20 protein-coding genes and 2 pseudogenes are annotated in these 22,995 nt (G+C 63.2%); 14 read left to right on the top strand and 8 right to left on the bottom strand.

Features of this window, described 5'->3' with window-relative positions:
* Window positions 1-41 precede the first annotated feature (41 nt).
* Window positions 42-1,175, top strand: a pseudogene (locus PVA39_RS23330) (cache domain-containing protein); the annotation flags it as partial.
* A 312-nt stretch (window positions 1,176-1,487) separates the two neighbouring features.
* Window positions 1,488-2,036 (top strand): annotated as a pseudogene (locus tag PVA39_RS23325) (methyl-accepting chemotaxis protein); the annotation flags it as partial.
* 42 nt (window positions 2,037-2,078) lie between these two features.
* On the opposite strand, the gene PVA39_RS00410 reads toward PVA39_RS23325, so the two are convergent.
* Window positions 2,079-2,978 carry a LysR family transcriptional regulator gene (locus PVA39_RS00410; RefSeq protein WP_274122319.1) on the bottom strand — a complete coding sequence of 300 codons (900 nt, stop codon included), beginning with the start codon at window positions 2,976-2,978 and terminating at the stop codon, window positions 2,079-2,081.
* Between the two features lie 172 nt (window positions 2,979-3,150).
* Between PVA39_RS00410 and PVA39_RS00405 the strand changes: the two genes are divergently transcribed.
* A complete protein-coding gene (locus tag PVA39_RS00405; RefSeq protein ID WP_274122318.1) occupies window positions 3,151-4,434 on the top strand; it encodes an MFS transporter in 1,284 nt (427 codons plus the stop codon).
* A 70-nt stretch (window positions 4,435-4,504) separates the two neighbouring features.
* Here the strand turns inward: PVA39_RS00405 and PVA39_RS00400 are convergent, their stop codons facing one another.
* Together PVA39_RS00400 and PVA39_RS00395 are read right to left on the bottom strand one after the other, a co-directional pair.
* Window positions 4,505-5,155 carry a 7-cyano-7-deazaguanine/7-aminomethyl-7-deazaguanine transporter gene (locus tag PVA39_RS00400; RefSeq protein ID WP_274122317.1) on the bottom strand — a complete coding sequence of 217 codons (651 nt, stop codon included), beginning with the start codon at window positions 5,153-5,155 and terminating at the stop codon, window positions 4,505-4,507.
* 307 nt (window positions 5,156-5,462) lie between these two features.
* Window positions 5,463-6,005 (bottom strand): C40 family peptidase, encoded by a 543-nt coding sequence (locus PVA39_RS00395; RefSeq protein ID WP_274122316.1) that lies wholly within the window; start codon window positions 6,003-6,005, stop codon window positions 5,463-5,465.
* 252 nt (window positions 6,006-6,257) lie between these two features.
* On the opposite strand from PVA39_RS00395, the gene choX reads away from it, so the two are divergent.
* Window positions 6,258-7,184 (top strand): choline ABC transporter substrate-binding protein, encoded by a 927-nt coding sequence (gene choX, locus PVA39_RS00390; protein WP_274122315.1) that lies wholly within the window; start codon window positions 6,258-6,260, stop codon window positions 7,182-7,184.
* Window positions 7,185-7,222: 38 nt separating this feature from the next.
* Here choX and PVA39_RS00385 read toward each other — a convergent pair whose 3' ends face one another.
* The 4 genes from PVA39_RS00385 to PVA39_RS00370 all read right to left on the bottom strand — a co-directional run bounded on the left by PVA39_RS00385 (window position 7,223) and on the right by PVA39_RS00370 (window position 9,735).
* A complete protein-coding gene (locus tag PVA39_RS00385) occupies window positions 7,223-7,489 on the bottom strand; it encodes a PilZ domain-containing protein (RefSeq protein ID WP_093501053.1) in 267 nt (88 codons plus the stop codon).
* Window positions 7,490-7,583: 94 nt separating this feature from the next.
* Entirely contained in the window at window positions 7,584-8,471 is an 888-nt protein-coding gene (locus PVA39_RS00380) for a lysophospholipid acyltransferase (RefSeq protein WP_274122314.1), read from the bottom strand.
* An 89-nt stretch (window positions 8,472-8,560) separates the two neighbouring features.
* On the bottom strand, window positions 8,561-9,175 hold the full coding sequence (locus PVA39_RS00375; protein WP_274122313.1) for a pyridoxamine 5'-phosphate oxidase family protein: 615 nt from the start codon (window positions 9,173-9,175) through the stop codon (window positions 8,561-8,563).
* A complete protein-coding gene (locus tag PVA39_RS00370; RefSeq protein ID WP_093501056.1) occupies window positions 9,172-9,735 on the bottom strand; it encodes a DNA-3-methyladenine glycosylase I in 564 nt (187 codons plus the stop codon). Before PVA39_RS00370 ends, PVA39_RS00375 begins: the two co-directional genes overlap by 4 nt.
* Window positions 9,736-10,080: 345 nt before the next feature.
* Between PVA39_RS00370 and glyQ the strand changes: the two genes are divergently transcribed.
* The 10 genes from glyQ to PVA39_RS00320 all read left to right on the top strand — a co-directional run bounded on the left by glyQ (window position 10,081) and on the right by PVA39_RS00320 (window position 20,508).
* Window positions 10,081-11,028 (top strand): glycine--tRNA ligase subunit alpha, encoded by a 948-nt coding sequence (gene glyQ / locus PVA39_RS00365; protein WP_013789144.1) that lies wholly within the window; start codon window positions 10,081-10,083, stop codon window positions 11,026-11,028.
* Window positions 11,025-13,079, top strand: coding sequence for a glycine--tRNA ligase subunit beta (glyS, locus tag PVA39_RS00360; RefSeq protein WP_274122311.1), 2,055 nt, complete (start codon window positions 11,025-11,027; stop codon window positions 13,077-13,079). Before glyQ ends, glyS begins: the two co-directional genes overlap by 4 nt.
* A gap of 86 nt (window positions 13,080-13,165) precedes the next feature.
* Window positions 13,166-13,699 (top strand): D-glycero-beta-D-manno-heptose 1,7-bisphosphate 7-phosphatase, encoded by a 534-nt coding sequence (gene gmhB, locus PVA39_RS00355; protein WP_274122310.1) that lies wholly within the window; start codon window positions 13,166-13,168, stop codon window positions 13,697-13,699.
* Window positions 13,700-13,734: 35 nt separating this feature from the next.
* Window positions 13,735-14,511 carry a lysophospholipid acyltransferase family protein gene (locus PVA39_RS00350; RefSeq protein ID WP_274122309.1) on the top strand — a complete coding sequence of 259 codons (777 nt, stop codon included), beginning with the start codon at window positions 13,735-13,737 and terminating at the stop codon, window positions 14,509-14,511.
* A gap of 261 nt (window positions 14,512-14,772) precedes the next feature.
* Window positions 14,773-15,390 (top strand): CDP-alcohol phosphatidyltransferase family protein, encoded by a 618-nt coding sequence (locus PVA39_RS00345; RefSeq protein ID WP_274122308.1) that lies wholly within the window; start codon window positions 14,773-14,775, stop codon window positions 15,388-15,390.
* 10 nt (window positions 15,391-15,400) lie between these two features.
* Window positions 15,401-17,149 carry a bifunctional alpha/beta hydrolase/class I SAM-dependent methyltransferase gene (locus PVA39_RS00340; RefSeq protein WP_274122307.1) on the top strand — a complete coding sequence of 583 codons (1,749 nt, stop codon included), beginning with the start codon at window positions 15,401-15,403 and terminating at the stop codon, window positions 17,147-17,149.
* Complete coding sequence (locus PVA39_RS00335; protein WP_274122305.1) at window positions 17,149-18,498, top strand: phosphatase PAP2/dual specificity phosphatase family protein; 1,350 nt, start codon at window positions 17,149-17,151, stop codon at window positions 18,496-18,498. Before PVA39_RS00340 ends, PVA39_RS00335 begins: the two co-directional genes overlap by 1 nt.
* Window positions 18,488-18,943: a hypothetical protein gene (locus tag PVA39_RS00330; RefSeq protein ID WP_274122304.1), complete on the top strand. Its 456-nt coding sequence runs from the start codon at window positions 18,488-18,490 to the stop codon at window positions 18,941-18,943. Before PVA39_RS00335 ends, PVA39_RS00330 begins: the two co-directional genes overlap by 11 nt.
* 10 nt (window positions 18,944-18,953) lie before the next feature.
* Complete coding sequence (locus PVA39_RS00325; protein WP_274122302.1) at window positions 18,954-19,574, top strand: lysophospholipid acyltransferase family protein; 621 nt, start codon at window positions 18,954-18,956, stop codon at window positions 19,572-19,574.
* A gap of 1 nt (window position 19,575) precedes the next feature.
* The gene (locus PVA39_RS00320) at window positions 19,576-20,508 is read left to right on the top strand and encodes a phosphatidate cytidylyltransferase (protein WP_075929005.1); all 933 of its coding nucleotides are present in this window, start codon (window positions 19,576-19,578) and stop codon (window positions 20,506-20,508) included.
* Window positions 20,509-20,576: 68 nt separating this feature from the next.
* Here the strand turns inward: PVA39_RS00320 and gyrB are convergent, their stop codons facing one another.
* Window positions 20,577-22,994, bottom strand: a complete 2,418-nt coding sequence (gyrB, locus tag PVA39_RS00315; protein ID WP_274122299.1) for a DNA topoisomerase (ATP-hydrolyzing) subunit B — start codon at window positions 22,992-22,994, stop codon at window positions 20,577-20,579.
* Window position 22,995: the final 1 nt, after the last annotated feature.

The raw sequence follows: 22,995 nt of genomic DNA, 5'->3' as shown, positions 1-22,995 counted from the left end.
AATAAAACCAACAATAAACCGCTCTTCCGGGGACGACCATCATGTCCGCACTGCGCTCCATTCAAGGCCGCTATACCCTGTTTCTGGTGTTGTTCGTCCTGGTCCTGATGGTGCTGACCGTGGTCGGCATCGGCCAGCTGGTCGCCCCGACCCTGCGCCATACCGAAGAACAGGTGGTGCTCAACCGCATCGACGAAGTGGCGGAAGACATCGAGGACGAGCTGAACAAAGTTCAAGCCCAGCAACGCAGCATCACCCAGACCATTCCCCTGTTGGAAAGCGACGCCATCGACAAGGTGCTGCCTGGCCTGGTCGACCAATACGGCGAGCTGAAGGTCTTCGGCGGCGGAATCTGGCCGCTGCCCAACCAGCGCACCCCAGGGCGTAACAAGCACAGCACTTTCTGGCACCGCGACGGCTCAGGCAAGCTGGTGGTCAATACCTTCTGGAACAGCGACCCGGCGCCCAACTACTACGACCAGAGCTGGTACAAGGGCGGCCTGGCCTCACCCCGTGGCCAGTGCGCCTGGGCCGCTGCTTACAAGGACGATGCCAGCCAGGAGCCGCGAACCAACTGCGCCATGGCCATCCAGCGCAACGGCGTGGATTACGGCGTTGCCACCATCGACGTGACCCTGGGCTTCTTCAACGACCTGGTCGCCGACAAGGAGAAGGACATCGGCGGGCAGATGCTTATCGTTGAAGGTGACGGCAAGATCATCAGCAACAGCACCCACTTGAGTAGCCCGGTGGTGCTCAAGAACATCAGCGAGCTGACTGCCACCTCGGCGTTCGCAGTGCAGGTCAGCAAGGCGCTCTCCCAACGCAACCAGCCGGTGCAACGCAGCGAATTCGATAACGACGGCGTCGCCAGCACCTTCTATATGCGCGCGATCGACGGCACCCCGTGGTTCCTCGCCACCGCGCTGCCCACCTCGCAGATCACCGCCCAGCGCGATGACGTGCTGGGCACCCTGGCGCTGCTACAGATCCCCATGGTGTTGCTGCTCGTGGCAATGGCCGTGTATGCGATCCGCCAGCTGGTGCAGCGCATGAAGACCCTGAAAGCCAACATCGATGCACTGTCCACCGGCGATGCCGACCTCACCCGACGCATCACCATCCGTGCCGAAGACGAACTGGGCGCCATCGGCCACTCGATCAACCGCTTCATCGTCTACCTGCAGGACATGATCGGCGAAGTGACCCAGGCCACCGCGGCCATGTCCTCAGGGCTCGAGCGCCTGCAGCAGACTTCAGCACAAACCAACCAGATTCTGGTGCGTCACGCCTCGGAAACCGACCAGACCGTCACCGCCATCACCGAAATGAGCGCCACCGCCGACAGCGTGGCGCAGAACGCCGCGGAGACGGCCGCCTTCACCCAGCGCGCCAACGAGCATGCCGACCGCTCTCGCGTGGTAGTGGGCGAAGCCTCGAACAGCGTGATTGCGCTGATCGGCGAGGTAGCCAGTGCCACCAGCACCGTGGAGAACATGCGCCAGGACGCCGCGCGCATCACCGAAACCCTCGACGTAATCGGTGCCATTGCCGGGCAAACCAACCTGCTGGCACTCAACGCCGCCATCGAAGCAGCGCGGGCCGGCGAGCAGGGTCGCGGCTTTGCGGTGGTCGCCGACGAAGTGCGAGCCCTGGCGGCGCGCACCCAGGCCAGCACCTCGCAGATCAACGAGATGCTCGCCCGCCTGACCAGCGGGGTGAGCTCCTCGGTGACCGCCATGGAAAATACCCAGGCCAGCTGCCAGTCGGCGGCGGACGCCACGGCGCGGGTCAATGCCGGGCTCGATGAGATGGCCAGCTCGGTCAACCAGATCAACACCCTCAGTACCCAGATCGCCACCGCCGCCAAGCAGCAGAGCGCAGTGACCGAGGAGATCAACCACAGCATGGTGCAGATCCGCCACATGGTCGACGATCTTGTGCAGAGCGGCCACGCCAGCGAAGACAACACCCGCAGCCTGCTGGAAGCCAACGGCCGGGTGATCAGCCTGATGAACCGCTTCAAGGTACGTTGATCGACGGCCGGCTCCCACGCCTGATGTGGGAGTCGGCACTCGCTACTTGAGCGCCTGCACCTCACGGGTCAGCAGGTCGATAAAGGCCTGGGCCAGGGGCGAGCGCTCCTGACGGCGTTTGACCAGCCACACCGCGGTGGTGGCGTCGGTATCGGTCAGGGTGCGAAACACCACGCCATCGATGCGAATGCGCCGAAACGACGCCGGCAGCACCGAAACCCCAAGCCCCGCGGCCACCAGACCGATGATGGTCAACGCCTCGTGGGCCTCCTGGGTAATGCGCGGGCTGAACCCGGCTTGGCGCGCCAGGTTGAACAGCTGTCCGTACAGGCCGCTGCCATAGCTACGCGGAAAGAACACGAACGGCTCGTTTGCCAGTTCGGCAAGCGCCAGCCCTCGATCCTGCTCACCGGCCAATGGGTGTCCGGCATGCAGCAGCGCCACCAGCGGCTCGCGCAGCAGCTCAACCGCATCCAGCTCGGCGGGTAACTCCAGCGGGCGAATCATGCCGATCTGCAGCTTCTTTTCCAGCAGCGCCTGGCTGACCTGGCGGCTGGTCATTTCCTGCAGATTGAGGTGCACCGCCGGGAACGCCTGGCGAAAGGCGAATACCGCCCGCGGAATGATCGACACGAACGGTGCCGAAGCGGTAAAGCCGATCTGCAGCTCGCCGATTTCGCCTTGCTCGGCGCGGCGCACCACGTCCACCGACTTGCTGACCTGTGCGAGGGTCTGCCGCGTTTCCTCGAGAAACAGCCGCCCGGCATCGGTGAGCGCAACATGTCGGTTACTGCGCTCGAACAGGCGCACGCCGAGTTCCTGCTCCAGTGCCTGGATCTGCTGGCTCAGCGGTGGTTGAGAGATACCCAGTAGATCGGCGGCTCGGCCGAAGTGCAGCTCTTCGGCCACCGCCACGAAGTAACGCAAGTGGCGCAGTTCCATGTTCGCTCCAATAGGTCGCTATACGTATCGATTGGGTCGAATATTATATTGGAAAGAACTTGCCAGCCTACTTATCCTGACGCCATTCCCAATAACAACAACCACCCGTGCTGGCCGGTGCCAGCGCATACGGCGGCGTTTTGCCTGGGAAAAGTAAATTCACGAGGAAGCAATGAGTCAGCCCGTTACATCCGACGCGTGCGTCAGCCCCCAGAATGAGAAACCTGCGCCTAGCAGCGCGCCTCTGGAGCCCAGTTACATCCAGAAGGGCACCCGTGCCTTTCTGCGCACCATTCTCGCCATGTGCAGCGGAGGTTTCGCCACCTTCGCGCTGCTCTACTGCGTGCAACCGATGATGCCGATGCTGGCGCAGCAGTTCGATCTGAGCGCCGCACAAAGCAGCCTGATCCTCTCCGTTTCCACCATCACCCTGGCCCTCGGCCTGTTGATAACCGGGCCGCTGTCCGATGCACTGGGCCGTAAACCGGTGATGGTCGTGTCGCTGCTCGCCGCCGCCGTGTTCACCGTCGGCAGTGCGCTGATGCCAACCTGGGAAGGCGTGCTGGTGATGCGCGCACTGGTCGGCCTGGCGCTCAGCGGTCTGGCCGCCGTAGCCATGAGTTACCTCAGCGAGGAAATCGACCCGCTGCACCTGGGCCTGGCCATGGGCGTGTACATCGGCGGCAACGCCATCGGTGGCATGAGCGGGCGCCTGCTCAGCGGCGTGTTGGTCGACTTCATGTCCTGGCACGCGGTACTCGGCACCCTGGGTGGCCTGGGCTTGCTGGCCGGTCTGGCGTTCTGGCGCCTGCTGCCCGAGTCACGCAACTTCCGGGCCCGCTCGCTGCGCCCGCGCAGCCTGCTGCAGGGCTACACCCTGCAATTTCGTGATGCGGGCCTGCCGTGGTTGTTCCTGCAGGGCTTCCTGCTGATGGGCGCCTTCGTGACCCTGTTCAATTACATTGGCTACCGGCTGATCGAAGCGCCGTTCAAGCTCGACCAGACCAGCATCGGCCTGCTGTCGATCGTCTATCTGTCCGGCATCTACAGCTCCGCGCAGGTCGGCGCTCTGGCCGACAAGCTGGGCCGTCGCAAGGTGCTCTGGGCGGTGATCGGCCTGATGCTGGGCGGCCTGGTGCTGACCCTGTTCAACGTGCTGCCGGTGATCCTGGTTGGCATGCTGCTGTTCACCTTCGGTTTCTTCGGCGCCCACTCGGTATCGAGCAGCTGGATCGGCCGCCGCGCCAAGCAAGCAAAGGGCCAGGCATCGTCGCTGTACCTGTTCTGCTACTACCTGGGCTCCAGCGTCGCCGGCACCTTGGGCGGCGTGTTCTGGCAGGCCGGCGGCTGGGACGGCCTGGGCCTGTTCATCGGCTCGCTGCTGCTGATCTCCCTGGCCGTGGCCCTGCACCTGTCGCGCCTGCAGGCGTTGCCCATAGCGGTGGCGTCGCGCTGAGCCGATCACACGCGTAAACAAAAACGACGGATGCCCGTGAGGGGATCCGGCGTTTTCGTGTGCGGCTGACTCAGTTCAGCACGCTGCGTTGCGGCAGGCGCCGTACGATGGCACCGAGCAGCATGCCGTACAGCGGCACGAACAGGATCAGACTGATGGTCAGTTTGATCACGTAGTCCACCGTGGCGATTTCTACCCAGTTGGCGGCCATGAATGGGTCATCGCTGTGCCAGAAGGCCACCGAGAAGAAGGCGAAGGTGTCCAGCAGGTTGCCAAAGATGGTCGAGGCCGTCGGCGCGATCCACCACTGCTTGAGCTGACGCAGGCGGTCGAACACCTGGATGTCGAGCAGTTGGCCAAGCACGTAAGCCAGGAAGCTGGCCAGCGCGATGCGGAACACGAACAGGTTGAATTCGCCGATGGCCGCCAGGCCGCCAAAGGCGCCGTCATGGAACAGCACCGAGACGATGTAGGAAGCGATCAGTGCCGGCACCATCACTCGGGCGATCACCACGCGGGCGGCGTGCTTGCCGATCAGGCGCACGGTAAGGTCGGTGGCCAGAAAGATGAACGGAAAGCTGAACGCACCCCAGGTGGTGTGCCAGCCGAACAGGGTGATCGGCAGCTGCACCAGGTAGTTGCTGGCGATGATGATGAGGATGTGAAACGCGATCAGCGCTGCCAATACGGAGCGGCTGACCGAGGCGGGAAGCAGGGTCATGGGATGTCCTTTTTCGTGAAATGGGGTTAGGGAACCCATTGCTGCCACCGACATGGCAGCGAGCGGAGCGCAGTGTACTGCCTGGACCGCGCTGGCGACAGCCCGCCTGGCGGATGGCGGGCTTCTTCAAAAGTGATGCGTCGAAGGAAGAAGCAGACGTTGCGCAGCTGCTTTTGTGGGAGGGGCTTCAGCCACGAACTTTACCAGGCGCAAAGAACTCGGGGCTAAAGCGGATCGCCGCCCGGCCCCTCCCACAATTCACGCGAACGGCCACTCCCGCCACACAACAGTCGTTGCGCCGACCCTGTCAGTTGTTACTCGCCAGCTGCGCACCGTCCGGCATCACCCGACGCGCCAGCTGGAAGTGCTTCTTCCAGTAGCCGTCGCTGAGCTTGTCGATACGCACGTTGGTGCCGCGACGCGGCGCGTGAATGAAGCGGTCGTTGCCCAGGTAAATGGCCACGTGGTCGACGTTGCGCCCGCGGATGCGGAAGAACAGCAGATCGCCCGGCTCCAGATCGCCCTTGGCCACCTTGGGGCCGTCGAAGCGGGAGAGGTCGCGGGAAGTGCGCGGCAGATCGAGGTCATCAACCTGCTTGAAGGCGTATTTGACCAAGCCGCTGCAGTCGAAACCGTGCTCGGGGCTGGTGCCACCCCAGCGATAGGGCGTGCCCAACGCGCTCAATGCGCGACGAACAACGGCTTGGGAGGAGTTAGGATCGAGTTTGGCGGGGGCGACGACACGGCTGCTGCCGTCCTGCATGTGAACCCGAAAGCTGGCGGATGCGTTGCCAGCCGCAGCACATAAGAGGGTGCTACCTAAAATCAGAGAGATAATCAGTTTATTCAATGTGATGACCTAGAAAGAAGACTCAAGCCAAGCGCCGCGAATCCCTTCCTGAATCAGCCACTTGCAACCTAAATAATGAAATAAAAGAGTGCTCCGCACGTCCCATGGACGGACAGCCCAAGACCACAATCGGTTCAATTCTGTTCACCTTTGGCGACGAACGGCATGTGCCGTTAACGATCTCCAACGGCAATAAGATCAGCACCTTCATCTGCTAGGGTTAAGGCTTCCTCATGCATAAGGACACCGCCGATGAAGCCTCTGAAGACCGTGATCACCGCTGGGCTGCTGGCCCTCAGCGTCAGCCTCCATGCCCACGCCGAAGACGCCAAGTGCGCCAGCATCAGCCTTGCCGACCCGGGCTGGAGCGATATCGCGGTCACCAACGGCATCGCCAGCCTGCTGCTCGATGGCCTGGGCTACAAAGCGCAGACGCGCACCCTGGCCGTGCCGATCATCTTCGCCGGGTTGCAGAAAGGGCAGGTCGACGTGTTCCTCGGCAACTGGATGCCGGCCGGCCAGCACGACTACGACCGCTACGTAGCCAGCGGGCAGATCGACAAGGTGGTGGAAAACCTCGGCGGCACCGAATACACCCTGGCCGTGCCGACCTACGCCCACGAAGCTGGCGTGAAGGGTTTCAACGACCTCGCCAAATTCGCCGACAAGTTCGGCAAGAAGATCTATGGCATCGGCTCGGGCTCGCCGGCCAATGACTATATTCGCCAGATGATCGCCGGCAACGAGTTTGGCCTGGGCGACTGGCAGCTGGTCGAGTCAAGCGAGCAGGCCATGCTGGTACAGGTCGGCCGCGCGGTGAAACGCGACGAGTTCGTGGTGTTCCTGGGCTGGACGCCGCACCCGATGAACGTGCAGTTCGACATGCAGTACCTGAAGGGCGGTGAGAAATTCTTCGGCAGCACCGGTTCGGTCAACACCCTGGCCCGCAAAGGCTTTGTTGCCGAATGCCCGAACGTGGGCAAGCTGCTGACCAACCTGAAATTCACCCAGGAGATGGAAAACACCATCATGGACGACGTGCTCAACCGCAAAGAGGCCAACGGCACCGCTATCAAAAACTGGATCAAGGCCAACCCGCAGGTGCTAGACGGCTGGCTGGAGGGTGTGAAAACCCGTGATGGCGGTGACGGGCTGGCGGCGGTGAAGGCCAAGCTGTAAGCACGAGGCCGGCGGAGCGGGGCGCCGGCCTGTCGAATTCACTCGCGAATAAAGCGCAGCCCCACGCCCTCGGGGGTAACGCGCATGACTTCCATTTCTAGGATGGGCGCCGCGATGGGCAAATCCTGCACCTGGCCGGTCACCCGGGTGCCGAGTTCCAGAGCGGCCAGGTCATCGTGCTTGACGTACACGCCACCGTCGGACAGGTCGCGGGTCTGAGCGACCAACTCGCCGAAGCTCGGGTGGCAAATCTTGATGCGGCATTTCATCGGTGTACGGGGATGCTGACGCTGGTTGGCAGACATGTCCTGGCAGCCTCGAGAAGGTGTGCCCCGTTAATAGCTCAAAACACCGAACAAGCCCAGCGAAACGGCGCCTCATTGCGAGGCGCCACAAATTTCAGTACCAGCGCGCTTCGCCCTCGGGGCGTTTCTTGAAGCGCTTCATGCTCCACATGTACTGGCTGGGATAGGCCCGCACGTATTTTTCGACGACACCGCTCATGGCCGCCACAGCGGTGTAGGTGTCGTCGCTGTACATCGCTTCCGGCGCGGCTTCGAGGATGACCTTGTAGCCGGAGCCATCTTCAAGGCGCAGCGCATGCAGGAACACGCCCACCGCCTTGCCGCCGGCAAGCATGCCCGGCACGAACTTGCTGGTCAGCGCCACGGTGCCGCAGAAGGGCACGAACATCCCGGACGACAGGCTTGGCTCCGGGTCGGCGGGAATGCCCACCGCGCCGCCCTTGCGCACTTCCTTGATGACGCTGAGGATGCCTTCCTTGGTCGACGGTGCCACGCGGTTGCCCAGCTGCACGCGCTGCTCGCGCAGCAGGTCATCGACCGCCTTGAGCTTGGGCGGGCGGTAGAAAATGATAGGTTTGCACTGCGAGCAGTAGAAGTGGTTGAGCACTTCCCAGTTGCCCAGGTGGCTGGTAATGCCGACCACGCCCTTGCCGGAAGCCAGCGCCGCTTCCAGCACTTCCAGGCCTTCGACTTCACGCACGCGCGCCAGCGACTTGTGCGCGGGCCAGACCCAGGCGCAGGCACTTTCGGTCAGGGTGCGGCCAATGTCCATGAGGCTGCGGCCTACCAGCTTGTCGTGCTCGGCAGCATTCAATTCGGGGAAGCATTTGGCGAGGTTGATGCGCACCACGTCACGAGAGCCGTTGGGCAGCTTCCACATCAGCCAGCCGATGATCGCACCGAGCGACTGCACAGCACGCCAGGGCAGGAGGGCAAACAAGCGCAGGGAACCGACCACCAGCGCGCCTTTGAGCTTTTCCACGAACAGCTCCGATTGAGAAAAGGCGCCCATTGTAACCGCCCGAAGAGCCGATGTGGCCGTTACATACACGAACAGAAACGCGCAAACCTTCAGTAAAGCTGGGTTTTCAGGCGCTCCTGAAGCTGCTGTTCGTAGGCTTCGACGTCGAAACTCTCGTCCATCACCGCTTTGAGCAGGTCGCCCGCCGACGGCAGGCTGGCCCGCTCGACTTGGCGCTCGGCATTCCACAGGCCCGAGCGCACCGCTGCCTTGGAGCACTGGAAGTAGCAGGTGTCGACGCTGATGCGCAGCACGCTGCGCGGCAGCTTACCTTGCGCTTCGCACAGCGCCAGCAATTCAGGGTCCAGCGAGATGCTCGCGCGGCCGTTGACCCGGAAGCTCTCGCCGACCCCAGGGATCAGAAACAGCAGCGCCACCTGGGGGTCGTGGATGATGTTGCGCAAGGAGTCGATGCGGTTGTTGCCGGGGCGATCCGGCAGCAGCAGGGTGCGCTCATCGAGAATCCGCACGAACCCGGGCGCGTCGCCCCGTGGCGAGCAGTCCAGCCCGTCCGGGCCGTGGGTGCCCAGCACCACGAACGGCGAGGCGGCCACCAGCGCCTGATAGGGCGCGCTCAGGCAGGGCATCTCCTTGCGCAGGGAGCGCTCATGGGGCATGCCGTACAGCGCCTGCAGCTGCTCGAGGGTGTCGATGGTGGTGCTCATGGGCGGGCCTCCTGTTGCAGTTGGGCGTAGCGATCGCAGTCGCGGGTGTGGTCCATGACCATGCCGGTGGCCTGCATGAAGGCGTAGCAGATGGTCGGGCCGACGAAGGTGAAGCCGGCCTTCTTCAACGCCTTGCTCATGGCCTCGGCTTCGGGCGTGACCGCCGGTACGTCGCCACGGCCCTCGAAATGGTTGATCTTCGGCTGGCCGCCGACGAACGACCAGAGCAGCGCCACCGGATCGTCCAGGCGCAGCCAGGCCTGGGCATTCTTGCGCGCAGCCTGCAGCTTGAGGCGATTGCGGATGATGCCCGAGTCCTGCATCAGGGTTTCGATGTAATCGTCGCTCATTGCGGCCAGGCGCTCGGCATCGAAGCCGAACAGCACTTCACGATAACGCTCACGCTTCTTCAGCACGGTGATCCACGACAACCCGGCCTGGGCGCCTTCGAGCAGCAGCATCTCGAACAGATGCTGGGGATCGCGCGACGGCACACCCCATTCCTCGTCGTGATAGGCCTGATACAGGGGGTCGTCGTTACACCAGAAACAGCGGGGCATGGCAGTCGGCTCGGTGAGGGGCGAGGGCAGACTATAACCGCGGACTAAAGGCTGCTGTAGCCTGGGTGAAACCCGGGGCCATATCGAGCTCGACCAACAGGCTTCCCGCCGAAACGCTGATGACCGTTTCGCGCGCATGGCGCGCTCCAACAAACGCCGGGGCGAGTCGCCGCCAGAGGGCTCACCTCTCGCCAGCTTCAAATTCATCGAGGCCACAACACTATCCACAGGACATGCCCTGCGCCGCGGCCGTTTTATCAGGCAAGACGGCGCAGCATGCGGGCTGCGCCTTGCTTCGGGTATACTCTCCGGCTTTCTGTCGCAGCCCCAACAGGTGAATTTTTCGTGAGCCAGACAACGCCTGCCGTGCGCACCTTCCAGGACTTGATCCTCGCCCTGCAACAATACTGGGCCGAGCAAGGCTGTGTGGTACTGCAACCCTATGACATGGAAGTGGGCGCCGGTACCTTCCACACCGCCACGTTTCTGCGCGCCATCGGCCCGGAAACCTGGAACGCCGCTTACGTGCAGCCATCGCGTCGCCCCACCGACGGCCGCTACGGCGAGAACCCCAACCGCCTGCAGCACTACTATCAATTCCAGGTGGTGCTCAAACCCAACCCGGAAAACTTCCAGGAGCTTTACCTGGGCTCGCTGAAGGCCATCGGCATCGATCCGCTGGTGCACGACATCCGTTTCGTCGAAGACAACTGGGAATCGCCGACCCTGGGCGCCTGGGGTCTGGGCTGGGAAATCTGGCTCAACGGCATGGAAGTCACCCAGTTCACGTACTTCCAGCAGGTCGGCGGCATCGAGTGCTACCCGGTCACCGGCGAGATCACCTACGGTCTCGAGCGCCTGGCCATGTACCTGCAGGGCGTCGATTCGGTCTATGACCTGGTGTGGACCGACGGCCAGTTCGGCAAGGTGACCTACGGCGACGTGTTCCACCAGAACGAAGTGGAGCAGTCGACCTACAACTTCGAGCACGCCAACGTCGAGAAACTGTTCGAGCTGTTCGACTTCTACGAAAGCGAAGCCAACCGCCTGATCGAACTGGAGCTGCCGCTGCCGACCTACGAGATGGTCCTCAAGGCTTCGCACACCTTCAACCTGCTGGATGCCCGCCGCGCCATTTCGGTGACCGCGCGCCAGCAGTACATCCTGCGCGTGCGCACCCTGGCCCGCGCCGTGGCGCAGAGTTATCTGCAGGCCCGTCGCCGCCTGGGCTTCCCGCTCGCCGCCCCCGATCTGCGTGATGAAGTACTGGCCAAGCTGGAGGCAGCAGAATGAGTGCGCTCGATTTTCTGGTTGAACTGGGCACCGAAGAGCTGCCACCCAAAGCCCTGAAAACCCTGGGCGAATCCTTCCTCGCCGGTATCGAGAAAGGCCTCAAGGCCGCCGGCCTGAGCTACCGTGGCGCGCGCTACTACGCCGCGCCACGCCGCCTGGCCGTGCTGGTCGAGCAACTGGCCACCGAACAGCCGGACCGCACCGTCAACCTCGACGGCCCGCCCGTGCAGGCCGCCTTCGACGCCGAAGGCAATCCGACCCAGGCTGCACTGGGCTTCGCCAAGAAGTGCGGCGTGGAACTGTCGGCCATCGACCAGAGCGGGCCGAAGCTGAAATTCAGCCAGCACATCCCCGGCCAACGCGCCTACACGCTGCTGCCCGGCATCGTGGAAAACTCGCTGAACGAGCTGCCGATTCCCAAGCGCATGCGCTGGGGTGCCCGCAAGACCGAATTCGTCCGCCCGAGCCAGTGGCTGGTGATGCTGTTCGGCGATCAGATCGTCGACTGCGAAATCCTCGCCCAGAAGGCCAACCGCTTCTCCCGTGGCCACCGCTTCCACGCCAACCATGAAGTGCGCATCTCCGCGCCTGCCATGTACGCACAGGAGCTGCGCGCCGCCTACGTGATCGCCGACGTCGCCGAGCGCCGCGAGCAGATCGCCAAGCGCATCGAGCAGCTGGCCACCGAGCAGCAGGGCACCGCCATCGTGCCGCCGGCACTGCTCGACGAAGTCAGTGCCCTGGTCGAATGGCCGGTGCCGCTGGTCTGCTCTTTCGAGGAGCGCTTCCTGGAAGTGCCCCAGGAAGCGTTGATCACCACCATGCAGGACAACCAGAAGTACTTCTGCCTGCTCGATGCCGACGGCAAGCTGCTGCCGCGCTTCATCACCGTGGCCAACGTCGAGAGCAAGGATCCGACGCAGATCATCTCCGGTAACGAGAAGGTCGTGCGCCCGCGTCTCACCGACGCCGAGTTCTTCTTCAAACAGGACAAGAAGCAGCCGCTGGAAGCGTTCAATCAGCGCCTGGCCAACGTGGTGTTCCAGGCCCAGCTCGGCACCGTCTACGACAAGGCCCAGCGCGTCTCGGCCCTGGCCGGCTTCATCGCCGGACGCATCGGCGGCGACGCCAAGCGTGGCGCTCGCGCCGGCCTGCTGAGCAAGTGCGACCTGGCCAGTGAAATGGTCGGTGAGTTCCCGGAAATGCAGGGCATCGCCGGCTACTACTACGCACTGAACGATGGCGAGCCGGAAGACGTTGCCCTGGCCCTGAACGAGCAGTACATGCCGCGCGGTGCCGGCGCCGAACTGCCGAGCACCCTGACCGGTGCGGCGGTGGCCCTGGCTGACAAGCTGGACACCCTGGTCGGCATCTTCGGTATCGGCATGCTGCCCACTGGCAGCAAGGACCCGTACGCACTGCGCCGTGCTGCCCTGGGCGTGCTGCGCATCCTCATCGAGAAGGGTCTGGAGCTGGACCTGGGCGCCACCGTCGAGTTCGCCGTGCGCCAGTACGCCAACAAGGTCAAGGCCGCCGGCCTGGCCCCGCAGGTGCTGGAATTCATCTTCGACCGCCTGCGTGCGCGCTATGAAGACGAAGGCGTGGACGTATCGGTCTACCAGGCCGTGCGTGCCGTGAACCCGCTGTCGCCGCTGGACTTCGACCAGCGTGTGCAGGCCGTGCAGGCCTTCCGCAAGCTGCCTGAAGCCGAAGCACTGGCCGCCGCCAACAAGCGTGTGTCCAACCTGCTGAGCAAGGCCGACGGGCAAGTGGCGAGCAGCATCGAAGCCCACTACTTCGATACGCCGGCCGAGTTCACCCTCAACGCCGCGATCCAGAAGGCCGACAATGCCGTGCAACCGCTGGCGCAGTCGCGTCAGTATCGCGAAGCGCTGGCCCAACTGGCCTCGCTGCGTACGCCGGTGGACGCCTTCTTCGAAGCGGTGCTGGTCAACGCCGAAGACCCCAAGGTTCGCGCCAACCGCTATGCGCTGCTGGCGCGTCTGCGTGGCCTGTTCCTGGGCGTCGCCGATATCTCGGTACTGGGCTAACGCCCAAGGCGCAAGGCTTCAAGCTACAGGCCGCAGGCTCAATAGCCGGACCTGAAGCCTGAAGCCTGAGGCCTGGAGCCAGTTTTATGAAGCTGATCATTCTCGACCGCGACGGGGTCATCAACCAGGATTCCGACGCCTATATCAAAAGCCTCGAGGAGTGGATTCCGATCCCCGGCTCCATCGAGGCCATCGCCGCGCTGAGCAAGGCGGGCTGGACCGTGGCCGTGGCCACCAACCAGTCCGGCATCGCTCGCGGCTATTATCCGCTGAGCGTGCTGGAAGCCATGCACGCGCGGTTGCGTGAGCGGGTGGCGGAGCAGGGCGGTGAAGTCGGCCTGATCGTGCAGTGCCCCCATGGCCCGGACGATGGCTGCGAGTGCCGCAAGCCCAAGCCCGGCATGCTGCGCCAGATCGGCGCGCACTACGATGTGCCGCTCGCCGGCGTGTGGTTCGTGGGTGACAGCGCCAGTGACCTGGAAACGGCGCTCGCCGTCGACTGTCAGCCCGTGCTGGTGAAAACCGGCAAGGGCGAACGCACCCTGGCCAAAGCCGCTCTGCCAACCGGCACCCTGATATTCGACGACCTGGCGGCCGTGGCTGCCCGGCTTCTCACTTGATAGCGCAGGCACGCCCTGCCACGGTAATCGCTCCCATGTCGCCAGTGCAGTCCCTCAGAACCGTACTTTTCTACCTGCTGCTGTCTTCCAGCTCGTTCGTCTGGTGCATCATCAGCGTGTTCGTCGCGCCCTTCCTGCCGTTCCGTGCCCGCTACCGCTTCGTAGTGCAGGCCTGGTGCCGCAGCGCGGTCTGGCTGGCCAAGGTGGTTGCCGGCATCAAGTACGAGGTTACGGGCGCAGAAAATATTCCCGAGCGTCCCTGTGTGATCCTCGCCAAGCACCAGAGCACCTGGGAGACCTTCTTCCTGTGCGCCTACTTCGAGCCGCTGAGCCAGGTCATCAAGCGCGAACTGATGTACGTGCCGTTCTTCGGCTGGGCGCTGTCCATGCTCAAGCCCATCGCCATCGATCGCAGCAACCCCAAGGCCGCACTCAAGCAACTCGCCCAACAGGGCCGCACGCGCCTGGAACAAGGCGCCTGGGTACTGGTGTTTCCGGAAGGCACGCGCATCCCGGACGGCCAGATCGGCAAGTTCTCCCGCGGCGGCACCGCCTTGGCAGTGAACAGCAACCTGCCGGTGCTGCCGATTGCCCACAATGCCGGGCAGTTCTGGCCGAAAGACGGCTGGAGCAAGAAACCGGGCGTGGTGCAGGTGGTGATCGGCCCGGCGATGTATGCCGAAGGCGAGGGCCCACGGGCGATTGCCAACCTCAACGACCGCGCTTTCGAGTGGGTCAGCCAGGCTCAATGCCAGATCGGCGCACTGAACCCCCAGGCCGAAGCGGTCGACACGGCCAACGATCTGGCCTGACCCGATCTGTGGATAACCTGTTGAGCAATTTCCCAATTAATTCAAATTAAACTCTCAAAGTACTGATAAATAAGGATTTTTATCAGTACCCATTCTGTCGATAAAGTGGGCATAAGGTTTTGCGCGGCACATGACGATGTTCACGTTGGCATCTCGCCTGGCGGGGGCTTAAACGGCTAAGCTGGCGCAAATTATTGCAGAACGTGTTCACAGCAGGCTGTGGCACGTTCTGAGAAACATGGCGAAACGGAGTTCGTGTTCATGCTTTCGATCTATCAGCTGAAACCCCGCTTTCAGAACCTTCTGCGGCCCCTGGTGCAGCGCCTGTATGACCGCGGCGTCACCGCCAACCAGGTGACGCTCAGCGCAGCCATCGTGTCGGTGCTGATCGGCCTGCTGCTCGCTCTATTCCCACACCATCTCTGGCTATTTGCGCTGATCCCGCTGTGGATGATTCTGCGCATGGCCCTCAACGCCGTGGACGGCATGCTGGCCCGCGAGTTTGGCCAGCAATCCACCCTGGGCGCCTACCTCAACGAGCTGTGCGACGTGATCGCCGATGCCGCCTTGTTCCTGCCTTTCGCCTTGCTGCCTGGCGTGTCACCGACTCTGGTGGTGATCCTGGTGCTGTTCGCGCTGATCAGCGAATACGCCGGGGTGATGGGGCCGATGGTCGGCGCCTCACGCCGCTACGACGGCCCGATGGGCAAGAGTGACCGCGCCTTCTGCTTCGGCGTGCTCGGTGCCGGTGTCGCCAGTGCGCTGCTGCCGCTGGGCTGGATCAATCCGATTCTCGCGGTAATCACCGCGCTGCTGCTGTACACGCTGTTCAACCGCGTACGCCAGGGCCTGGCGCAAGCGTCTTCTTCTGCGCAATAGGAATGCCTCGATGACTGAAGTTCGCTCCAATACCTTCACGACCCACGACGGCGTAAGCCTGTTCTACCGGCACTGGCCCGCGGCCGAAACCGGCCCGCGCCGCGCCATCGTCATGTTTCACCGCGGCCACGAGCACGGCGGGCGCATGGCCCACCTGGTCGAGGAGCTGGGCCTGCAGGGCTTCGACTTCTTCGCCTGGGACGCCCGCGGCCATGGCGAATCGCCAGGCGAGCGGGGCGACAGCCCGAGCTTCGCCACCAGCGTGCGAGACGTGCAGACTTTCATCGACCATATCGCGGCCACCTACGGCATCGACACCACGGACATGGTGGTGCTGGCCCAGAGCGTCGGCGCCGTGGTGATCTCTACCTGGGTCCACGACTACGCACCGAAGATCCGCGCCCTGGTGCTCGCTTCACCAGCCTTCAAGGTCAAGCTGTACGTACCTTTCGCTCGCCCGGGCCTGAAGCTGATGCGCGCCTGGCGCGGCAACTTCTTCGTCAACAGCTACGTGAAAGCCAAGTTTCTCAGCCACGATCCGCAGCGCATCGCCTCGTTCGAGGCCGACCCGCTGATCAGCCGACCGATTTCGGTGAACATGCTGCTGGGTCTCTACGACGCTGCCGAACGGGTGGTGGCCGATGCCCAGGCCATTCAGATTCCAACCCAGCTGCTGATCTCCGGCAGCGACTTCGTGGTACATCGCAAACCCCAGGAGCAGTTCTTCGCACGCCTGGGCAGCCTGGACAAGGAAATGCATATCCTGCCCGGGTTCTTTCACGACACCCTGGGCGAGCGTGATCGTGCCCATGCCCTCAGCCGCATTCGCCGTTTCGTGGTGAAGGCGTTCGAACAGCCGCTGCAGCGCCCGTCGCTGCTCGATGCCGACCGCCTCGGCTGGAGCTGCGCCGAGGCCGAAGAGCTGGCGGCGCCGCTACCAAAGAACTCCCCGCGCGATCTTTACTGGCGCGCTACCCGAGCCAGCATGCGCCTCGGCAGCAACCTTTCCGCCGGCGTGAAACTGGGCTTCGAGACCGGCTTCGATTCGGGCAGCACCCTGGATTACGTGTATCGCAACACGCCAACCGGCAACTCGCCTATTGGCCGGCTGATCGACCGCAACTACCTGAACTCCATCGGCTGGCGGGGCATTCGCCAGCGCAAGGTGCATGCCGAAGAGCTGCTGCGCCTGGCCATGGGCAAGTTGCGCGAGCAAGACCGCTCAGTGCGCATCGTCGACATCGCTGCCGGGCATGGCCGCTACATCCTTGAGTCGTTGGAGCAGGGCAGCGATAAACCGGATTCGATCCTGCTGCGCGACTACAGCGACATCAACGTGCGTGACGGCTCGGCATTGATCGAGCAGAAAGGCTTGGGCAGCATCGCCCGGTTCGTCAAAGGCGACGCTTTCGACAAGGCCGACCTGGCAGCGCTGGATCCCAAACCGACCCTGGCAGTGGTCTCCGGCCTGTATGAATTGTTCGCCAGCAACGCCATGGTCGGCGACTCCCTGGCAGGCCTCGCGGCAGCCGTGGAAGAGGGCGGTTACCTGATCTACACCGGCCAACCCTGGCACCCGCAGCTGGAACTGATCGCCCGCGCCCTGACCAGCCACCGCGGCGGAGAAGCCTGGGTGATGCGCCGGCGCAGCCAGGCAGAGATGGATCAACTGGTCGAAGCGGCAGGCTTTCGCAAGATCACCCAGCGCATCGACGAGTGGGGCATCTTCAGCGTGTCCCTGGCGCAGCGGGTGTCCTGATGACGCCCGCCGCGGTCGCCCCGGAAACCGGGCTATGGAAGCGCGGCGTACTCTGGCTGCTGCTGCTCGCGCCGCTGTTCTTCGGCACCTACGGCTTCGCCAACGGTTACACCGCGCAACGTGACGACGTCGGCAGCCTGGTGTTCGGCTGGGAGCGACAGATTCCCTTGTGGCCGTGGACGATCATTCCCTACTGGTCGATCGACCTGCTCTACGGCCTGGCCTTCCTGTTACCGCCTACCCGTGCTGCGGTGGATCGCCTCGGTCTGCGACTGCTCACCGCGCAGGTGATCTGCATCACCTGCTTTCTGCTTTGGCCACTGCGTTTTACCTTCGACCGACCGGCGCTGGATGGGCTGTTCGGGATGATGTTCGACCTGCTGATGGGCTTCGACAAACCGTTCAACCAGGCCCCGTCGCTGCATATCACCCTGCTGGTGGTGCTTTGGGCGTGCTTCGCCCAGCACGCCAGTGGCCTGTGGCGCGTGGTCGTGCACATCTGGTTTTTCTTGATCGGCCTGTCGGTGCTGACCACCTGGCAACACCATTTCATCGATGTACCGACCGGCCTGCTCGCCGGATTCCTGTGTCTGTGGCTGTGGCCCAGCGAAGGACGTAGCCCGCTGTTTGCCTGGCGCCTGGCCCGTGATCCGAAGCGCTGGCGGCTGGCCCTGCGCTATGCCTTTGGCGAGGCTTCGTGCAGCGCGCTGGCGATCCATTTCGGCGGCGCGGCTCTGTGGTTGATGTGGCCGGCGTTGTCGCTGCTGATCGTGGCGCTCAATTACGCGCTGTTCGGCGCCGCGGGTTTCCAGAAGCGTGCCGATGGCCGTCTCAGCGCCGCCGGCACCTGGCTACTAGCACCTTATCTGGCCGCTGCCTGGATCAATTCCCGCGCCTGGACCCGTAAGCATCCGCAGCCCGATGAAGTAGCGGATGGCGTATGGCTGGGACGTATTCCTGCCAGGAACGAAGCGCAGCACTTCGCGGCCATCGCCGATCTCTGCGCCGAACTGCCATGCCGGGTCGACGGCAAGGCCTACCGACAACTGGCCAGCCTCGACCTGATCGCCCCCAGCAGCGAACACTGCCTGCAGGCGGCCCTGGCCATCGAGGACCTGCGTCGTCACGGCCCGGTACTGGTGTGTTGCGCCCTGGGCTACTCACGCAGCGCCACCGCTATCGCCGCCTGGCTGCTGCACAGCGGTCGCTGCAGGAGCGTCGCAGAGGCCGTTTCGACGCTGCGCCAAGCTCGCCCACAGGTCGTACTGGGAAGCGCTCATTTACAGGCGCTGGAAGGCCTTGTAGCGCCATTCTTATCCACAGACGGAGGCGTGCTGCATGGCCAGTGAGATGCACCTCAGCCTGATCGCCGCCATGCTGCGCCGCGGCAAGACCCTCGACCGCGCCTCCAGTACCCTGAGCCTGTTGGCGCTGGTCATCGGTCTGGGCCCCTTGCTCGGTTTCATGGCGCTGAGCACGGGCGCGGCCGTGTGCATCGCACTGCTGGTGTGCGGGCTGATCCAGAAGTATTACGCCCTGCGCGTCGCCCTCGATGCCGAGTTGTTCGCCGGCCTGGCCGCGGCGCCCGAGCAGCTGGATCGCCGTACCGCAGAGCTCGATCAGGCACTGGCGTCGCTGGGCCGCCAGGGCGAGCCCGCGCGCAGCTGGGAACAACGCAGCCAGGGTGCCGTGCGCCTGCTGCGTTTGCAGGCGCTATGGCTGGCTCTGCAACTGTTGGTCGCACTGGCAGCGATGGTGCTGATGCCGTGGCTTTCACACATTCGATTCGGATAAGGACTCTGTCATGCTCGCCTCGCTGGTCGCCTTTCTCATCACCTCTGGTGCGCGACTGCTCACCGGTGCGCGCGCCCTATGGCTCGGCAGCACCGCGCAGCCAGTGCAACGCATCTACTACGCCAACCACAGCAGCCACGGCGACTTCGTGCTGCTATGGGCATCGCTGCCCGCCGAGCTGCGCAAGCGCACCCGCCCGGTGGCCGGCTCCGACTACTGGATGAAGGGCGCGTTGCGCAGCTTCGTGATCCAGCGGGTGTTCAACGGCGTACTGGTCGATCGCCAGCGCAGCGATCCCAGTGCCAACCCACTGCAGGCGATGCTCGACGCGCTGGGTGAGGGTGATTCGCTGATCGTCTTTCCCGAAGGCACACGTAATCTCGAAGACGGCCTGCTGCCGTTCAAGAGCGGCCTCTATCACCTGGCCAAAGCGCGCCCGGACGTCGAGGTGATCCCGGTGTGGATCGCCAACCTCAACCGGGTGATGCCCAAGGGCCGTGCCTTGCCGCTGCCGTTGCTGTGCACCCTGAATTTCGGTGCGCCACTGGGCATGGGTGAGGAGGAGAGCAAAGACGCCTACCTCGAACGCGCCCGCAGCAGCCTGCTGGCCCTGGCTCCCGAGGAGGCTTGAGATGGATCGTAATACCCTACTGCTGTTCGCTGGTATCGGTGGCCTGCTGTTGCTCGCCAGCCTGATTGGTTGGTTGCTGAAACTGCGTGCCGGCCCAGGGCCCCATTCGGTCATCGACAACCTCAATGCCCGCATCAACGCATGGTGGGCGATGGTGGCGGTGATCGGCTTCGCTTTCCTGTTCGGCAATATCGGCGTGGTAGTGCTGTTCTACTGCGTGTCGTTCTACGCCCTGCGCGAGTTCATGACGCTCACCCCCACTCGGCGCAGCGACTACCCGGCACTGGTTGCCGCCTTCTACTTCGCGCTGCCGATGCAGTACCTGCTGATCGGTATCGGCTGGTACGGCCTGTTCGCCATCTTCATTCCGGTCTACGTGTTTCTGCTGCTGCCGATCCTCTCGTCCCTGGGCGGCGACACCACACGCTTTCTCGAACGCACGTCCAAGGTGCAGTGGGGCCTGATGATCGCGGTGTACTGCATCTCCACCGTACCGGCGCTGCTGACCCTGGAGATCGCCGGCTATGAAGGCCGCAACCTGCTGCTGATTGCCTGGCTGGTGATCGTGGTGCAGATCTCCGACGTGCTGCAGTACGTGTGCGGCAAGCTGGCCGGCAAACGCAAGATTGCCCCCAACCTATCCCCATCCAAGACCGTGGAAGGCTTCTTTGGCGGTGTGGCCCTGGCCACCCTGGTCGGCGCCTCGCTGTACTGGATTACCCCGTTCGCCTTCTGGCAGGCCGCCCTGTTCGCCCTGCTGGTGTGCCTGCTCGGCTTCGCCGGCGGCCTGGTGATGTCGGCGATCAAACGCGACCGCGGCGTGAAGGACTGGGGCCACATGATCGAAGGCCACGGCGGCATGCTCGACCGCCTCGACTCGGTATGCTTCGCCGCACCGGTGTTCTTTCATATGGTGCGTTACTGGTGGGGCTGACGCCCTAAGCAATTGATAGACAATAAAAAACCCGGCGCAAGGCCGGGTTTTTTATGGGTAACGCTCGGTTAGACGTCGAGGTTGGACACCGCCAGTGCATTGGTCTCGATGAAGTCGCGGCGCGGTTCCACTTCGTCGCCCATCAGGGTGTTGAAGATCTGGTCCGCGGCAATGGCGTCTTCGATGCGCACCTTGAGCATGCGGCGCACTTCCGGGTCCATGGTGGTTTCCCACAGCTGGTCCGGGTTCATCTCGCCAAGCCCCTTGTAGCGCTGGATGCTGTGGCGCTTGGTGCTCTCGGTCATCAGCCAGTTCAGGGCTTCCTTGAAGGTGGTGACCGGCTTCTTGCGCTCACCACGCTGCACGTAGGCACCTTCTTCCAGCAGACTGTTCAGCTGGTCGCCCAGGCTGGTGACGGTCTTGTAATCGTTGCTGGTGAAGAAATCACGGTTGAAGGTGATGTAGCTGGAGTTGCCGTGGGAGATCATCTCGACTTCGGGCAGCCACAGGTGGCGCTCGGTGTCTTCGCGCAGGCTGGTCTTGTAGGCCAGGCCGGAGCGATCCATGGTCTTCAAGCGGGCATCGAACTTCAGGCGCCAGGCTTCCATGACGTCGCGGTTGGCGAGCATGTCCTGAGTCACACCTTCGAGGTAGACGAAGTGCTCGGTGATCTCTTCCGGGTACAGACGCGACAGACGCTTGAGGGTCTTCATCACCGTGCGGTAGTCGCCGACCAGGCGCTGCAGAGACTCGCCGGACAGACCAGGAGCGGCTTCGTTGACGTGCAGGCTGGCGTCTTCCAGAGCCGACTGGGTCATGTATTCCTCCATGGCCTCGTCGTCCTTGATGTACTGCTCCTGCTTGCCACGCTTGACCTTGTACAGCGGCGGCTGAGCGATGTAGATGTAACCACGCTCGACCAGCTCCGGCAGCTGACGGAAGAAGAAAGTCAGCAGCAGGGTACGGATGTGCGAACCGTCGACGTCAGCATCGGTCATGATGATGATGTTGTGGTAACGCAGCTTGTCGATGTTGTATTCCTCGCGGCCGATGCCACAGCCCAGCGCGGTGATCAGCGTACCGACCTCCTGGGAGGAAATCATCTTGTCGAAGCGCGCCTTTTCGACGTTGAGGATCTTGCCCTTGAGCGGCAGGATCGCCTGAGTCTTGCGGTTACGGCCCTGCTTGGCAGAACCGCCCGCGGAGTCACCCTCCACTATGTACAGTTCGGAGAGGGCAGGGTCCTTCTCCTGGCAGTCGGCCAATTTGCCTGGCAGGCCGGCGATATCCAGCGCGCCCTTGCGACGGGTCATTTCACGGGCCTTGCGCGCCGCTTCACGGGCCCGGGCAGCGTCAATCATCTTGCCGACAACGGCCTTGGCTTCGTTCGGGTGCTCAAGCAGGAAGTCGGCGAAGTATTTACCCATCTCCTGTTCCACCGCGGTTTTCACCTCGGAGGAAACCAGCTTGTCCTTGGTCTGGGAGCTGAACTTGGGATCCGGCACCTTGACCGAGATGATCGCGGTCAGGCCTTCACGGGCATCGTCACCGGTGGTCGAGACCTTGTGCTTCTTGGCCAGGCCTTCCTGCTCGATGTAGTTGTTCAGGTTACGGGTCAGCGCCGAGCGGAAACCAGCCAGATGGGTACCACCGTCACGCTGCGGAATGTTGTTGGTGAAGCAGAGCAGGTTCTCGTTGAAGCTGTCGTTCCACTGCAGGGCGACTTCCACACCCACGCCGTCGTCACGCTGGACGTTGAAGTGGAACACCTGGTTCACCGCGGTCTTGTTGACGTTCAGGTACTCGACGAACGCCCGCAGGCCACCCTCGTACTTGAACAGCTCTTCCTTAGCGGTGCGTTCGTCCTTGAGCAGGATACCGACACCGGAGTTCAGGAACGACAGTTCACGCAGGCGCTTGGCGAGGATGTCCCAGCTGAAGTGGATGTTGGCGAAGGTGTCTTCGGACGGTTTGAAGTGGATCTGGGTACCCGTGCCATCGGTGTCACCAACCGCCGCCAGAGGTGCCTGGGGCACGCCGTGGACGTAGGTCTGCTCCCAGATCTTGCCGCTACGGCGAATGGTCAGCACCAGCTCCTTGGAGAGGGCGTTCACCACGGATACGCCCACGCCGTGCAGGCCGCCGGATACCTTGTAGCTGTTGTCGTCGAATTTACCGCCGGCGTGCAGCACGGTCATGATGACCTCGGCTGCTGAGACGCCTTCTTCCTTGTGCATATCGACCGGGATACCACGGCCGTTATCACGCACACTGATCGACTCATCCGGATGGATGGTGATGGTGATCTCGCTGCAATGACCAGCCAAGGCTTCGTCGATGGAGTTGTCGACCACCTCGAAGACCATGTGGTGCAGGCCGCTACCATCGTCGGTATCACCGATGTACATGCCTGGCCGCTTGCGTACGGCATCCAGGCCTTTCAGTACCTTGATACTGTTGGAGTCGTACGTTTGGTTTTCGCTCATG

This window comes from Pseudomonas sp. CNPSo 3701 (assembly GCF_028674975.1).
Classification (GTDB): domain Bacteria; phylum Pseudomonadota; class Gammaproteobacteria; order Pseudomonadales; family Pseudomonadaceae; genus Aquipseudomonas; species Aquipseudomonas straminea.
The sequence above is the reverse complement of the archived record's forward strand: the minus strand, read 5'-3'. Positions and strand labels throughout refer to the sequence as shown.

Excerpts from the sequence above, each read along its gene's own strand:
- PVA39_RS00410 (WP_274122319.1), bottom strand. The coding sequence starts at position 2,978 with ATGGAACTGCGCCACTTGCGTTACTTCGTGGCGGTGGCCGAAGAGCTG.
- PVA39_RS00405 (WP_274122318.1), top strand. The coding sequence starts at position 3,151 with ATGAGTCAGCCCGTTACATCCGACGCGTGCGTCAGCCCCCAGAATGAG.
- PVA39_RS00400 (WP_274122317.1), bottom strand. The coding sequence starts at position 5,155 with ATGACCCTGCTTCCCGCCTCGGTCAGCCGCTCCGTATTGGCAGCGCTG.
- choX (WP_274122315.1), top strand. The coding sequence starts at position 6,258 with ATGAAGCCTCTGAAGACCGTGATCACCGCTGGGCTGCTGGCCCTCAGC.
- PVA39_RS00385 (WP_093501053.1), bottom strand. The coding sequence starts at position 7,489 with ATGTCTGCCAACCAGCGTCAGCATCCCCGTACACCGATGAAATGCCGC.
- PVA39_RS00375 (WP_274122313.1), bottom strand. The coding sequence starts at position 9,175 with ATGAGCACCACCATCGACACCCTCGAGCAGCTGCAGGCGCTGTACGGC.
- PVA39_RS00370 (WP_093501056.1), bottom strand. The coding sequence starts at position 9,735 with ATGCCCCGCTGTTTCTGGTGTAACGACGACCCCCTGTATCAGGCCTAT.
- glyS (WP_274122311.1), top strand. The coding sequence starts at position 11,025 with ATGAGTGCGCTCGATTTTCTGGTTGAACTGGGCACCGAAGAGCTGCCA.
- gmhB (WP_274122310.1), top strand. The coding sequence starts at position 13,166 with ATGAAGCTGATCATTCTCGACCGCGACGGGGTCATCAACCAGGATTCC.
- PVA39_RS00350 (WP_274122309.1), top strand. The coding sequence starts at position 13,735 with ATGTCGCCAGTGCAGTCCCTCAGAACCGTACTTTTCTACCTGCTGCTG.
- PVA39_RS00345 (WP_274122308.1), top strand. The coding sequence starts at position 14,773 with ATGCTTTCGATCTATCAGCTGAAACCCCGCTTTCAGAACCTTCTGCGG.
- PVA39_RS00340 (WP_274122307.1), top strand. The coding sequence starts at position 15,401 with ATGACTGAAGTTCGCTCCAATACCTTCACGACCCACGACGGCGTAAGC.
- PVA39_RS00335 (WP_274122305.1), top strand. The coding sequence starts at position 17,149 with ATGACGCCCGCCGCGGTCGCCCCGGAAACCGGGCTATGGAAGCGCGGC.
- PVA39_RS00330 (WP_274122304.1), top strand. The coding sequence starts at position 18,488 with ATGGCCAGTGAGATGCACCTCAGCCTGATCGCCGCCATGCTGCGCCGC.
- PVA39_RS00325 (WP_274122302.1), top strand. The coding sequence starts at position 18,954 with ATGCTCGCCTCGCTGGTCGCCTTTCTCATCACCTCTGGTGCGCGACTG.
- PVA39_RS00320 (WP_075929005.1), top strand. The coding sequence starts at position 19,576 with ATGGATCGTAATACCCTACTGCTGTTCGCTGGTATCGGTGGCCTGCTG.
- gyrB (WP_274122299.1), bottom strand. The coding sequence starts at position 22,994 with ATGAGCGAAAACCAAACGTACGACTCCAACAGTATCAAGGTACTGAAA.